This window comes from Nonlabens sp. Asnod2-A12, from assembly GCF_045063745.1.
Taxonomy (GTDB): domain Bacteria; phylum Bacteroidota; class Bacteroidia; order Flavobacteriales; family Flavobacteriaceae; genus Nonlabens; species Nonlabens xylanidelens.
In genome coordinates, this window is the sequence record NZ_JBEFOB010000003.1 from 1,295,681 (window position 1) to 1,310,463 (window position 14,783).

The 14,783-nt window shown below is 33.7% G+C and carries 12 protein-coding genes; 3 read left to right on the forward strand and 9 right to left on the reverse strand.

The window, feature by feature from the left end:
• The first annotated feature begins 10 nt into the window (after positions 1-10).
• Both ACJJVJ_RS05945 and ACJJVJ_RS05950 read left to right on the forward strand, forming a co-directional pair.
• The gene (locus ACJJVJ_RS05945) at positions 11-1,207 is read left to right on the forward strand and encodes a hypothetical protein (protein WP_405369513.1); all 1,197 of its coding nucleotides are present in this window, start codon (positions 11-13) and stop codon (positions 1,205-1,207) included.
• A complete protein-coding gene (locus ACJJVJ_RS05950; RefSeq protein WP_405369514.1) occupies positions 1,204-2,727 on the forward strand; it encodes a cellulase family glycosylhydrolase in 1,524 nt (507 codons plus the stop codon). The genes ACJJVJ_RS05945 and ACJJVJ_RS05950 overlap by 4 nt, the downstream gene beginning before the upstream one ends.
• Here the strand turns inward: ACJJVJ_RS05950 and ACJJVJ_RS05955 are convergent.
• The 4 genes from ACJJVJ_RS05955 to ACJJVJ_RS05970 all read right to left on the reverse strand — a co-directional run bounded on the left by ACJJVJ_RS05955 (position 2,714) and on the right by ACJJVJ_RS05970 (position 5,773).
• The gene (locus ACJJVJ_RS05955) at positions 2,714-3,916 is read right to left on the reverse strand and encodes a glycosyltransferase (RefSeq protein WP_405369515.1); all 1,203 of its coding nucleotides are present in this window, start codon (positions 3,914-3,916) and stop codon (positions 2,714-2,716) included. The genes ACJJVJ_RS05950 and ACJJVJ_RS05955 overlap by 14 nt on opposite strands.
• A gap of 39 nt (positions 3,917-3,955) precedes the next feature.
• Positions 3,956-4,255, reverse strand: coding sequence for a hypothetical protein (locus ACJJVJ_RS05960; RefSeq protein WP_405369516.1), 300 nt, complete (start codon positions 4,253-4,255; stop codon positions 3,956-3,958).
• Between the two features lie 122 nt (positions 4,256-4,377).
• The gene (locus tag ACJJVJ_RS05965) at positions 4,378-5,628 is read right to left on the reverse strand and encodes a sugar isomerase (RefSeq protein WP_405369517.1); all 1,251 of its coding nucleotides are present in this window, start codon (positions 5,626-5,628) and stop codon (positions 4,378-4,380) included.
• Between the two features lie 4 nt (positions 5,629-5,632).
• The gene (locus ACJJVJ_RS05970; RefSeq protein ID WP_405369518.1) at positions 5,633-5,773 is read right to left on the reverse strand and encodes a hypothetical protein; all 141 of its coding nucleotides are present in this window, start codon (positions 5,771-5,773) and stop codon (positions 5,633-5,635) included.
• Between the two features lie 347 nt (positions 5,774-6,120).
• Between ACJJVJ_RS05970 and ACJJVJ_RS05975 the strand changes: the two genes are divergently transcribed.
• Positions 6,121-8,142, forward strand: coding sequence for a tetratricopeptide repeat protein (locus ACJJVJ_RS05975; RefSeq protein WP_405369519.1), 2,022 nt, complete (start codon positions 6,121-6,123; stop codon positions 8,140-8,142).
• A gap of 832 nt (positions 8,143-8,974) precedes the next feature.
• On the opposite strand, the gene ACJJVJ_RS05980 is transcribed toward ACJJVJ_RS05975, so the two are convergent.
• The 5 genes from ACJJVJ_RS05980 to ACJJVJ_RS06000 form a co-directional block, all read right to left on the reverse strand.
• Positions 8,975-11,407 carry a DUF4114 domain-containing protein gene (locus ACJJVJ_RS05980; RefSeq protein WP_405369520.1) on the reverse strand — a complete coding sequence of 811 codons (2,433 nt, stop codon included), beginning with the start codon at positions 11,405-11,407 and terminating at the stop codon, positions 8,975-8,977.
• Between the two features lie 110 nt (positions 11,408-11,517).
• Entirely contained in the window at positions 11,518-12,243 is a 726-nt protein-coding gene (locus tag ACJJVJ_RS05985) for a LytR/AlgR family response regulator transcription factor (protein ID WP_405369521.1), read from the reverse strand.
• A 36-nt stretch (positions 12,244-12,279) separates the two neighbouring features.
• Positions 12,280-12,597: an Hpt domain-containing protein gene (locus ACJJVJ_RS05990; protein WP_405369522.1), complete on the reverse strand. Its 318-nt coding sequence runs from the start codon at positions 12,595-12,597 to the stop codon at positions 12,280-12,282.
• Between the two features lie 4 nt (positions 12,598-12,601).
• On the reverse strand, positions 12,602-13,648 hold the full coding sequence (locus ACJJVJ_RS05995) for an ATP-binding protein (protein WP_405369523.1): 1,047 nt from the start codon (positions 13,646-13,648) through the stop codon (positions 12,602-12,604).
• The gene (locus ACJJVJ_RS06000) at positions 13,649-14,779 is read right to left on the reverse strand and encodes an FIST signal transduction protein (protein ID WP_405369524.1); all 1,131 of its coding nucleotides are present in this window, start codon (positions 14,777-14,779) and stop codon (positions 13,649-13,651) included.
• Positions 14,780-14,783 lie beyond the last annotated feature (4 nt).

Genomic DNA, 14,783 nt, shown 5'->3' on the forward strand with positions numbered 1-14,783 from the left:
TTTTATAGTCATGGCTCTTATAGCTCTACTTTTTTCTTGCTCTACGGCTAGTAAAGAAGAAGTGGAAAAGACTACTACCTATAATTACAGCATTAAATCACCTATTGACCAGGTAGTTACTAATACTGGAATACTAATTCAATTTGAATCTTTTGAAGAAGAGTATGTAGACCAACTAGAATTTATAATTTCAGGTACTTATGGAACAACCGTTTTACCTATTGAACTAGATAACAAACAACTCAAAATTAATATCCCTAAAGAAATAACTCAACATGCAGGTATTATTAACTGGCAACTTATTGCTGGTGGTAAGACCATACAGAATGGCGATTTTAAATTATTTTCAAACACAAGTGCATTAAAAACGGTAGAAAATTATCTGGGCCCACGTAGTATAATAGCAAATAATAGAGACTACACCATGCTAGTCAGCATACCTGTAGACAGTCTGGATAACTTGTTACCTGACGGCACAAATGTCTTAATGCAACATCAATTTAAAGGAACTATAAATAAAGAGGTACACAAAGTAACGGCAGGTTTTACATGGCAAAGAATCAACTCTCCATTAACTACTGGCAGGTTGATAACTGGTAGCACGCTAAGTAATATCTCTTCAACAGAACTAGTTGCCGATGTTTTTCCTGACATTGCAAGACCTTTTAAAATATATGAAGATAGCAACCACAACTATGCAGACGCTAACGAAATCATCAGCATTAAAACCGATCAAATTAAAGACCCTAATGGTAACGTAATGAGCGACGGTACTATAGTGACCTTTTTTATGACAGATAATTTTAATCAAAGATGGACTACTACGGCAAGTACTGTTAATGGTTACGCTTTCGCGAAAGCGTTACATCCAGAAAAACCTTCTACATGGACAGTAAGAGGAGTCATTACCGGCATGGTAGAGAGTCCTGAAATAGATATAAATTTTAAGTCTATTTTAAAAGAAATCATCATACAAAAACAAGAAAGAAACACCATAATCATAGGTCCTTTAACTAGTTATTTAGGACAAACAGTACCAGACGGCATACAAGTATCTCTTAAATTAGATGGTAAAGAAATTATCTTAAGGACTAAAAAAGGAATAGTCTCTCATACGTATGACACAAAAACTATCCTGCCAGGCAACTATGAATTAAAGGTAGAATCTCTTGGGATTACTGCCTTAAAATCTATAGATCTCAAGTGAAAAAAAATAAAATCCTATACCGCATTTTTATTATCGCTGTGTTTATTTTTTTAAACGCTGGTGTTATTTATGGAATAAGTCAGGTTATTGCATACCTCAACACTGGTGCAGATAGTTCTAAGATGTTGCATCTAGATGTGGCACGCACAGATTATTATTTACCAGATGTAACCTGGGTGTCTATTGATAACCCTGGTAGACCTATGGAGGCTGCAAACCAACAAAAAATAGAACAAGATTACTTGGACGCGTGGTACGTTAAGAATCTAGCTCTAGAAAACAATAACATAGATGGTATTTATGATCATTATACAGAAACTGCTCGTAAAAAAGTAAATGCGTTAATTGAGTACAACGCTGCTCAAAATATATCGATACAGTCTACCACATTGAGCCATCACGTTACACTCAATTTTTATAGTGCAGACGGTACTGTAGCTGTTCTGACCGACAGGCAGGTCACTGGAGTAGAAAAAATTTACAAAGACCATGTGTTTGTAACACAACGAGAATTTAACGAAGACTATAGAATCATTTTATTACTAGAAGATGGTTTCTGGCGTGTGAGACATTTTGAAAAACTTGCCGTACATCAAAATACAACCATTGCACAAATCGCGCCTGTAGGAATAGAACAAATGCAAGGGCTTAATTATTATCCAGAAAAACACCCTTGGGACACTTTTAATGATTCTATAAAAGAAGAGACTCTAATTGCTGACTTTAAAATAATTAAAGACTTAAATCTAAATACGATTAGAATATTTATAGGCTATGAAGATTTTGGAAAAGCAGAGATAGATGACCTCAAATTAAACAGATTGAACACTCTTCTAGACCAGGCTCAAAAAGCCGACTTAAAAGTTATGATTACTCTTTTTGATTTCTATGGTGATTATGACATGAACAACTGGACACTAACTAACAAGCATCTTAAAGGTATTGTTAGTTCTGTAAAAGATCATCCAGCGGTTCTATGTTGGGATATTAAAAATGAGCCCGATCTTGATTTTAAAAACCGTGGTAAGGATCGTGTACTTTCTTGGTTATCTCAAACTATTAAGGCGTTAAAACAACTGGACTCTTTACATCCTGTGACTATAGGATGGTCTTCTCACAAGGCTGCTCTTAATTTAAAAGACGATGTAGATTTTATATCTTATCATTATTATCAAGATCTAGAAGAGTTAAGTAGTGCTCATAATACACTAAAAAAGTCTACCATAAAACCGATAGTTTTACAAGAAATAGGACTGCCTAGTTATGATGGTTTCTGGACATTTAATGGAAATGATAAAGAAGATCAGGCTCTTTTTTATAAACAACTTCTTGAAACGCAAAAAAGAGATAGCATTAACTATCTCTTTTGGACTCTTTATGACTTTGATAATATTCCCCAAGATGTCGCAGGATCGCTTCCATGGCGCAAAAACAAACAGGCTTACTTTGGGATTATGGACTCCACAGGTATAAAACCTGCTTACAATGTCATTAAAAATAGATCTTCTAGACTGCCATAGGCATTTGAGGATAAGTAACCATCTCTTCTACACCAAATTCATTTAAATACATTCTTGTAATTACAGACATAGGTAATGCCGTTGCCGCTTTATAATTTGCTTGTGCTATCCCATTTCTGTATGCTGTATCTTGTACTAATTTCTCAATAGCTCCAGCTAGACTTTCTACACTTTCTGGTTCAAAAAACTCTCCTTTGTAACCTTCTTCTTTTACTAATATACTTAGATCTCCTAAGTCTGGCATTACTACCGCTTTACCATAACTACCAGCCTGGTGCAATACACCTGAGCTACCTGTGGTAGAAGTGTAAGGAAATACAACCATAGCACTTTCTGAAAATATAGTGGGCACATCTTCCTCTGCAACATAACCTGTAAAAGTAATGTTAGACACTTCTTTATATTGTTCTTTTACATCATCAAGGTATCCTATTGTGTTAGGGTTATCTGTACCAGCAATAACTATTTCTAGATCTTGACCTGTACGAGTTCTCACTTGCTCTACCGCTTCTATTAAATTCTCGACCTTTTTGTACGTACCGAATTTTCCGAAAGTCATAATTTTAAGAGCTCCAGTAGGTAAGTCGTAAGAAGGCTCTTCTGGAATTTCAAATGTACCATGTGGTATCAACACACAATTATCTGCTTGATACTTTTCTTCTAAGATATCTACATATTTACTTATGGTTAGTACAACTTTATCTGCTTTAAGAATAACACGTGTTAAAGATTCTCCTATGAAATTAAAAATTCCTTTTTTGATTTTATTAGTTGTAAAACCTGCACTCTCAAGATCTACCGTTTCCATAATGTTATGAAGTAGTACCGTAGTTTTTACTTTCATTAACTTAGTTAACCATGGAGAGAATAAGCCTAATGCAGCTGGTATTTTCTTATCTCCAAATTTCATGAATTGTAAATTGTACAACACCATATCTGGTTGTGTAATTCTGATTGCTTTTGCAATAGAAAGTACATTTGCATAACTATTAAATTTCCAACATGGTTTTACAGTTACTTTACAACCTTCTTCTTTAAAATCGATCACCGCCTCAGCCGCAAGATCATCTGTTAAAAGCACCAGTTCTGATACTTCTTGATGCTGTCTAAAATGTTTTACTAAATGATAGGCATATTCATTAAGAGTTACTTTACTAGGTGGATATGCTGTGACGATTGCTAATTTCATGATTTTGGTTTTTAAAGTGAGTGGAATCTTTGTAGTGGATTATGCTGCTAGCCTATTAGGATAAATAGGATTATTAATTTGTTGAAATAAAAGACTAACATTTTCAGTCTTTGCTCCATAAAACAACAGCATCTTATCGTCTGCTATTGTTCTTTTCATTTCATTTAATCTACCCATTAAAAGTTCCTTTCCTTCTTTTAAACCACATAGGTTAAGAATTACTTTATTTTCTGTTTCTACCACTATAGAAATAAAGTTTAACAACTCTTGAACGTGAGTGTTAGAAACTGTTCCTGTTAGTGTAAGTACTCCTTCTATTTCGTTGATTTCTAAAGCCATGATATTTGTTTTAAATGTTATTATTGTTTGTTTACACTGCAAATATCTAGCATAGATTCCTTGATTTTAAGAAATAACGATAGATCGACATTAAGTGTAGACGAGTGATCATTTACTATCGTTTACGCTTTTTTTGCTCTGTGTTGTTCTTTTGAGAAATAGCAAAGTTGTGCTATAAGTAATCCTGCCATTACATATACTTGGTCCATCACAACTTGTAAAAGGCTATCATGAAATAATATAATAGTCACTACTTGTAGTGCTCCAAAAATGGCTGTTATTACTATAGGCTTGTAATGATCTAATGATAAAAAATAATAAGCAAAAATATTTGCCAAAGCAAAAAATGAAGTTGCCAGTGCATACCATCCTAATAAGGGAGCAATGCTCACATAATCTTCTCCAAAAAGTAAATACACAGCTGTAGTTGGAAAAATAAATGTAAAACCTACTATTACTAAAGAAAGAGCTGTAATATATCCTACAAACTTTTTAAGAACAGGCACAGCATCTTTTCCTTCTTTACGATTTTGAAGAACCTTAGGAAGAAGTAACATAACAAACATCCATGTTACAAAATAAACCACTCTACCTATTAGAGCTAGAGATGCATATAAGCCAGCATCATAAGATGGGAAATAATGTTTTACTAATAATATATCACTGTTATTACATACTATTTGAGTAAGCTCATAACAGGCAGTAAGAATAAAAAACAATAAAATTCTCTTTTGTTCTGTCTTAGAAATAATAATTGCTGGACTTGTATTCTTAGAATTTCTACTCAAAGGAAAAAGTCCTGCAATAAAAGAAACACCTATTGCTATAGAAACAGCATATTCTGATGGTAAGTCTACTAATAGAAGTAATGAAAAAGTAAGCAGCAACCTGCAAAGCATTTCTGTCTGATAGGTAATCGATAGGTGGAAAAAATTATTCTCACCTTGTAAAATACCTCGATTGATACTCATTATAAAATATAAAGGTATCGCCATACCAAATGCGACAAACATACCTGAAGATTGTGTCTGAAATATATCTTTAAGCCCTCCAGCAAACCCTACCGTTATCATTCCTAAAAAAAGTCCAGTACCTATCGCATACTTATAAATCTTTGCTATAAAACTCTTTTTTTGCTCAGGAGCAAATTCTACCGTAACCTTCGTTACGGTTAATTGAAAAGTCATCGCGATAAATGATAGTACTAATAATAAGGTTATTAAAATAGCAGCATCTGCAAATTGAGTGGGTCCTAAATAACGCCCTAACATGAGGTTATAAAAATAGTTTCCGCCGTTTACTATAAATGCGCTGAGCATAAAAAGCTGCTCTTGTGTAATATTATTTCTTAAACGTTGAGTAATGGCTAACATAGTTTTATATTGTAGAAGCAATTAATTGTATAACAGGCTTATCTACCCTTTTATGTACTACGGTTAATTGATGGTTCTTTGAACTCATTCTGCCGTTATGTACGATTCTCATTGCGTTGTCATTCTTTATAAGTGTAAGTTGCATAGCTGTGTTGTTTTTAAATTCTGATACAAATATGCGATCTCAATAGCGTGTAAAACGCTCAATTTCGACCAGATGAAAAATGCTGTAGACGAATGGTAAGTATCGTTCTTTAAAAGAATTTTAGAGGTTTGTGGTGTTCCGCTTTCGCGAAAGCGGTATAAACACCTACTATATAGAGCAGTTATAAGCTATCTAAAAAACTTACTTTTTAAGTGCTGCTAGTAGTAAACTGTCGCAGGTAGAAATGCAATGTCTTTGAATCGACAAAAAGTGTAGACCAGTTGCAATTAACCGCAGATTAAAACTGTGGTATGTGGTGATAACTTGCAGGTGTAAATAAACGAACAATGAAAAATCTAGGTCTCTTTTTAATTTTATTAGTAAGTACGATGTGTTACGGTCAGGATATGAATGCTGGTTTCCGTTTTTTAGAAACTGGTAAATATGCTGAAGCACAAACCTTTTTTGAAGAAGTACTTAATGATTACCCTACTAATAAGACAGCTAGGTTATGTTATGGTCGCGCTCTAGGTCTTAATGGCCATACGGTAGAAGCTAAAGAACTTTTTACAGATCTTAAAGCTACCTATCCTAATGATTTTGAGATTTTATTAAATTATGCTGAGTCCTTATTATGGAATGAAGATTTTAACGAGGCTAAGGGTATGTATGAAGGCCTAGTAAAAAAAGACAGTACTAGTTTTCCTGCAACACTAGGATATGCAAACACACTATCTAATCTAAAAGAATATGACGCAGCTTTATTATATGTAAATAAAGCTCTAGAGATTTTACCTGGTAACCAGAATGCAGTTGTTTCTAAAAAATACATGAGACTAGGTAAAGCATCTCAATCATTAACCGCACAGGACTACCCTACTTCTATAAGTCTACTAGAAGAAAATCTTGTTGATTTCCCTAACGATGCAGACTCTATGAGTGCGCTAGCAAACGTTTATATTACCAGTTCTGATTTTGAAAAAGCAAACGACATTTATAACAAAATAGAAGACCGTAGTAATGCACTAGTAGGGTTATCACTCGTTGCACACTTAGATAGTAAGGATAAAGAAGCGCTTCAGTATGCAAAAGAGGCTACTACACTAGCAAAAAACGACTCACTTAAAATCATGACTACTCAAGAGCGTTATATACAGGCGCTTATATGGAATGGGAAATATAAAAATGCAACCCTTGCAATAGACTCGTTAACTAACCTACTAGGATCTAGTAATAGAATAAGTGCTCTAAGTGCTTCTATGTCTATGTATACTGGTAAAATAAATAAAGGTATAGATTACTATAAGGCTATTCTAGAAAAGGATAGTACCTCTTTCAGCGGTAATTTAGGAATTGCAAATGCATACCGTGGTCAGGGAAATTTAAAGAAAGCATATGCCTATGCTCAGAAAACTCTAGAATATTATCCAGAGCAAAAAGATGCTAAGTCTTTAATAGCAGCCATTGATAATTCATTAAGTCCTACGATAAACACAACTGCTGCATACACTAGAGATAATGGTGATAATGAAGCTTATGGAGCAAGTATAAATGCTACGGTTCCTTTTTCAGATCGTTTTACGGCTAGCTTTAATTACTCTTATAGAACTACAGAAAATATGACACTGGGTAATATGGCAAATAATACTAATATCTCATTAGGTACTAAATACAGAATCAAAAATAACACATGGGTAGAAAGCACTCTAGGTTTTACAAAAGCAAATGCAGACGTGAATAGCTATACAGATGTAAATGGTTCTTTGTTCTTAAAAACAAGACCATTTGCTCTACAAAATCTAGAGATAGGCTACAGTCGTGAGTTACAAAATTTTAATGCTGCTCTTATAGACGAGAAGATATTCTTAAATAATTACATGCTTAATTATAATATGGGTACGACTTTTAATCTAGGCTGGTACACCGGTTTAATGCATACACAACAAACAGATGGTAACTCTAGAAACTTGTTATTCACTTCTCTTTATTACACATTTACTAAAGCGCCAGCTATTAAGGCAGGTTTAAACTATCAGTATTTAAGTTATAAAGAGCAGTTACCTAATCAATATTTTAGTCCTAGTATCTACCAGGCTGCAGAGGCTTTTATAGATCTCAATGGCAACAGTGGTAAATGGACATATCTAGCAAATGTAGCTGGTGGATATCAATTTGTAGAACAAGACGAGGCTACTACTTTACTAAGAGCTGAGGCAAAATTAATCTACAGTTTCTCTCCTAGATTACAAGCTGGTGCTTATGGGAAATACAGTAATATAGCCAGCGCAACAGCAGCAGGATTTGAATTTACTGAAGTTGGTTTTACTCTTAGACTACAAGTTACTAAAGGAAAGTTGTTTAAATTCTAGCCTCTATTATAATCGAGTGCTTATTTAATAGTACCGCTATTTTACTTTATAAAAGTGAGATAGCGGTATTTTTATGTAGTGGATATTTCTAAGCGAGTGATATTTTTATTCGTCTCGAGTTCTTTATTAAATTCAAGTCTATTTATAGCTATTACACACTTTCCTTTGCCAATTTCTACGTCAACCATATTCTCTAAGTATTCAATTTGGTCTGCACTGACTCCATGGTAATCAAAAACAAGAAGATCATACTTTTCAAAATCACATTTGATGTACAGTACTTTTCGTTTTCAAACAGGTAGTTGATTAACCTTATCATGTACATCTAATTTTAAGTAGTCGGCTATCTTCTGAGCATACTTAGTATCCACTTTTATAATATTATTAAGGTATTACTCTACAGTAATAGATTTGGTAAAGTTGAAAACTCCGCTTCTGTATGTTCTTTTGAGTGTTTTGATTTAGGTAGTATTATCTCAAAGTGATTTAATAATTTGAACCGGAAATCGCCAGTCAGATCAACTTCATTTGAGTCAAAATTGGGTAAACATAATCTAATTAGTTTTCATGACTCTATAGTAAACTCAGGTATTAGAACTCCCATATATTCAAATTGAAAACTATGAAAAATCGCATTTGACATATAGATAGATAACTTACATATGTTTACTTATCTATTTTAGAATAGTAAATACACTGACATAAAATTACAAAACATTCTTAACAAGAAAATTTTTCTATACACTCAACTATTCAATGAAATCAGATCCAACACAAAAAAACCATCACTCTTTCAAGTGATGGTTTTAGTATTAATAATTTTTTAAAGAATTTATTCCTTTACAACTCTACCTGAGTAACTTTGGTTTTTTTCGTCTGTGATTCTATACATATATATTCCTGGTTTTAAAGACGGCTTTGAGTAGCTTACTGTACGGTTGTTTTGACCAGTTTGTATTTTTTGAACGTCTACTACTCTACCAGATAAATCAAAAAGTGTGATGCTTACTTTATCACTTTCATTTACTAGTTCAAATGTAGTATTGTTCACAAATGGATTAGGGTAGTTACTTACCGTTGCTTGTTCTAATAGACTATTATTATCAAGACTTAGTGTATTGCTGCTTGATTTAAATTTTAGGTCATTTATACTTAAATTAAATGGTTGAAACGTGCTATAATCTCCACTTACAGAAAACACAACAGATCTTAATTGGTCACTAGTAGTAGATGCTCCTGACGAATTCAAAAAGTCAGAGAAATTAATAACTAAATCAGCTGCTGTAAGATGTGCAGGTATGTTGTAACGGTAACGGTCTGCCCATAGTACATCTTCATCTGTAATTAAAATAATCTCCATAGGTAAAGAGTTATTTACCGTAAATGACATCTGGTCATAATCTGAAACTGTCACTAATTGATCGCCTGCTTTTAAATGTCTGAAAAGGTTTAATGTTTCTTTGATCTGACCTTGTATCGATGGATTTCTTTCTACATAATAAACATCGTTTTCCATAAAAGAATTTGTAGTGGTAACGTCAAATGTATTGATAAGAACCTCACCATCTACATAGTCTGTACCCCATGGTCCATCTGCCAGATATAAAGCATCTATTTGTTCATTTTGATTAGGCGTTATAGAAACTCCTGCGTCAAAAATACTACCAGTATCTACTACTATAGATTCTATAGTGCTACCTGTTAAACTCAACGTACTATTAGAAGGGACTAAGCTTGCTACCTCTGTTGCTTTAAGGTTGGTATTTAAAAATAAGCTTTGATATCCTTGTGAGTTATTGATTTCTAAATACAATTTACCTTCTTCATAATAACCACTACGTACAAATACTGGTGGCACTACATTGCTTAAAGCGACGCTATTCAATGTTTTTTGAACCGTATAAGCATCTAGTATATGATTTACTATATGGAACACTTGAGAATAAGAACCTCCCCAAACTTGATAGTTGTTATAATCACCAGCAGGGTAACGATCTATACTCCAAAAACTAAATACCTCATTTGCTGCAGTTCCTAATTTAATAGAAAAACTAACGGCATATTCTACTTCTCCATTATCACGTATGATAGTTGATATTAATAACTGGTGTCCTCTTGCTGTTACCGTTCTAACATCATCTAAGACTGATTTATTTAATCGATCACAAATAGCCTTAGAGTGATCATATACCCCATTTTGGGTAGATGTAGCAAGAACTGCAGATACACGATCTGCCTGCAGGTAATAATCCACAGCCAGCACTTCATTTGCATTTGTAATACCTATCAAGTCGGTAGGTGTAGAATACTGAGCCACTTCTGTATTAAACTTACCAGAGTTAGGTAAATAACCATCTAATGAAGTAGGTATGGTTCCATTTTTCATTAAAAAAGATCTTTGCATCGACTTTTGAGACATTTTGTTGTTCTCTTTTAATCTAGTCAAATTACGTTTGGCTATAAGACCAGCTAGATCTCCATTGCTCTCTAAACCACCATCGTTACCAGAAGAAACTGTTTTAAGACCTGAATCTGGAACAGATAAATTAGTTGTTTTTAAAGCTGAAAATGGATTTGCAGTGATGTAAAAAATGGCATCATTAAAATCTTGATCACAAGATGCATAATCGCGTCGTATATCTTCAAAACCTAAAATGATACGTTCATTTTCTGAATCATTTAATAATACATTATGCTGTCTTATTGTTGGATCATTTTCTGGATTGTAATCTTCATTAGAATAAAGTTGCCACAAACCTGGAGTTACCTGGTTATTTTGATATCCATTTGCTAGTAATACCCATCCTATTCCTGTTCCTGCTGTAAAAGAACCTAAATGTACTTTGTTTCCAGGTATAAGTCCACCACCACTAAACTGTGCTGATATGTTAGGAAAAATAATAGTTACATCACTAGGTGTAGGTGCAGGATGAACAGCCACAGTCGCATCATAGGTATAAAAGCCTAAGACATTTTTATAACCGGCACCTTCTCCTACAAAGGTTACCCAGATATCTCCATCTGCCTCTAAAACAATATCAGTATCATATCCAGAAGATAAATATTGCGGATTAAAATCTGGAACTGGATAACTTTCAGGAAGTGCATTATTAACCGTTTCTAATAATGTACCTGTTATGACATCATTGACTGGTTCTAGATAATCTGGTGTCCCATCAGAACTAAATGTTCCTAGATATTGATAATTCTGAGAAAGCGCTATTGTACTGCAAATTAATGCTAAGAGTAAAGTAATTTTTTTCATGACCTATTGATTTATAAGCCAAATTTAATCTGCTACATCGTCTTAAAATTTTTAAAACGATTAGTACCTTTTTACTGTCGACGAATGGTCGTTCTAGCTAGTTAACCTATTTACAATAAGTTAAGTCTGCGCATTAATTCTGGTCTATTGGACCTACTTATAGGAATAACATTCTTTGCTATAAGCACACTATTATCTTCTATATCTATTATTTTCTTGAAATTAATAATGTAAGATCTGTGAACTTTTAAGAATAAGGAGTCCGGTAATTTTTCTACTATTTTCTTTAATGTAGAATGAACCGTATAATTTTTCTTTTCTGTTTTAATGAGTATATAATCCCCTTTGGCTTCTATCAAATAAATATCTTCAAAAAGTATCTTAACCAGCCTGCGATCTATATTCACATACAGTTCTTTTTCCACTAGTGCGGTAGATTCTTTTACAACAGGAGCTGCTGGAGCTGCGGCAACACGAGGTGCAACCTTCTCTTTTTGAGCTTTTTGAACTGATTTTAAAAAACGAGGGAAAGTAATAGGCTTTAGTAAATAATCAACAATACAGTCGTAACCAAAAGCCTCTATAGCAAAGTTTTTATCTGACGTAGTAAGTACTATTTTAGGTGGATTTTTGAGTGTCTCAATAAAATCAAATCCGCTAAAATCTGGCATATGAAGATCTAGAAATATAAGATCAATATCATTTCTATTAAGAAATTTCATTGCACTTATGGCATTAGGAAATTCTTCAATAACATCTAGATTATCTACCTGACTGCACAGGTGTGCCACTATAGTTCTCGCAGCCGCTTCGTCATCAATTATTATACAATTCAAAAGGTTCTAGGTTTTAGTTATAGAGCAATTTACATATTATAAATCATTTATAAAATGATTACATGCAACAAGTATGGATTCAAATTCAGTTTTAAGACTGCTCTTCCCTAATTTCAATTGTTCTTCATAAGCAATAGCAGTTTCATACCCATCTACTAGTCCTAAAATTCCTAGCTTGTGTTTTAATTTATGTACGTTTTCTGCCGCTTTCGCGAAAGCGGAACTATTCATATTACTATGGTAAATTTCTATTTCTACTGGTAGTTCATCCTTTACCACCTCAATAAGTTTATTCTTAAATGACTCATCTCCTGCAGCAAGATCGTTGATATAACTCAAATTAGGTTGTTCCATAATATTATGATTTAGGTAATGTGAAGAAAAACGACGTCCCTTTTCCTATCTCGCTATCCAGCCATATTTCACCGTCATAGTAGTTAATAATTTTCTTTACGATGGAGAGTCCTATACCGGTGCTTTTTGAATCATTTTCTAGCTTTTGAAAAATTTGAAAAATTTTATCAAAGTATGCCGCATTTATTCCTTTACCGTTATCCTTAATCTCAAACTGGTATTTTGTATCTAATTCTCTAGAAATAATATCTATGCGCCCATTTTCCTTATCCATATTACTTACTGCATTATCAATAAGATTCTGGAATACCTGTTGTAATTTAATTTGATCTCCTTTTACAATAGGTAAATGGTGTATTTTCACCTTTATATGTTCTGGTATATGTAGTAATTCTACCGTTTCTTGAACTAATAAGTCTAGGTTTATATCTCGCTCTACTCGAGTATCTTTATCTATAGAAGAGTATTCTAGAATACCAGAAATAAGAGCATCCATTTTTTCAACGTTTGCCACTATAAGCGCACAATATCCTCTACCTTCATCTGTAAAATTAGAACTATATTCTTCTTTAAGCCAGCTTACTAGTGCTTCTATACTTCTTAATGGGGATTTAAGATCATGTGATACTATGTGTGCATAATCGTTTAACTCTTGATTTTGAAGTGCTAGTTCTTCCAGTAATTTCTCTTGATTTTTATTGACTTTAATCAACTGCTCTGCCTGCTCGCTTATATATTCTGCAATGTTTTTACTTCCATTTATAGAATAACTCTCCTTATCACCATCACTACTTTCTGGTTGTACCGTATTAATTACGGTCTGCAACCTTAAGAGTAAACTACGCTGTTGTCGTGTTTCCTCCCTTAGGGATTTATTAGCTTCAAACAACTCGTCAGAACTTATTTTCATAGCTCTTTGAGTCATTTTAAACTGGTCATCTAGATTTTCATAAGAAGCTGCTACAGATTTTAAAAAGTCCCGAACATCTTCCCTATCCTTAACATCGTCTGGAAGGTACTTACGTATTTGTCTATTTAACAGTGGATTCATTTATTCACTTATTAAAGTTATAGTCATGGTCTGGTTGTGTAGTTTACAGCTGCGTTCTCCATAAAAGGGTGCTATTTCTCCATAAGAATACATACCACTTACTACCACATCTTCTCCTATTATACCACGTACTTCTTCTATTTCTTCTTCTATTCTTTGATCTAGAACTAGTTTACGACCTATACAACTTATTAGAAATGCTAACTGTGGAGATTCATTTCTTCCTTCCATGGCTCTTATGGCTGCAGTTTCTGACGCTGCGGCTATACTATCCATATTAGTCATCATTAACTGTACAGAAGAATTAATAGGTACATCTCCTGCTAGAATCATGGCGTTTTTTTCTTCGTCTATATTGAGAATGGTACGGACAAATGACTGTTCATTCTCTTCACTTTTTACGTTTAATGGATATATAAGTGCAGACGCTGGTAAATCTTTTGCCTTCTCACCTAGGTAGGTTTTGTATAGATCTAGTGCTGGTTTTCCATCTATTTCATAAAGCACATTTCCTTCTGATTTTGTGACTAATCTCTCTGGGCCAAATGGTGTCCAGCCTCCATAAATAGAAAAAGAAGCCTCAAAACTATCTCCATAAAAACCGATGACAATAATCTCTCCTTCTTTAGGTGCCTCGTTATAAGAAGCAAGTGTTTTTTCAAAACGAGCGTCGTCACCACAAAGCCCACCAGTAATTAAAACCTTGGGTAAGGTTTCTTGCATCCCTTTTGTAAGAGCAGATCCATTTACAGAACTACCTTCTGATATTACAAATATGTGTTTAAGCCCTTCTGGATTAAGTTTACTTACTACTTCCTTTCCTGCAATCTCACTATCACCTTTACTTTCTTGTATATTAAAAGTTTGAACCTCAAATGTTGTGCGTTCAAATTCAATAGCTGTTACCGTAATGTGTTGATCATTCACTTTACTACCTACCAGCTCTCCACAAGAAGAACCGAAAACTAAATGTCCATCAGGAAATAAAGATTTTAATTCATTATAAATGTCTTGATCCTCTAGCATAAATCTATTTCCTAAAATAAGAACTAGTGGCTTTTTAAGCTTTATTTTCTCACTCAGGTATTCCCAATCTTTCCCTTTAGCCTTCTGTAACTGTAGTGTCTTCATAATT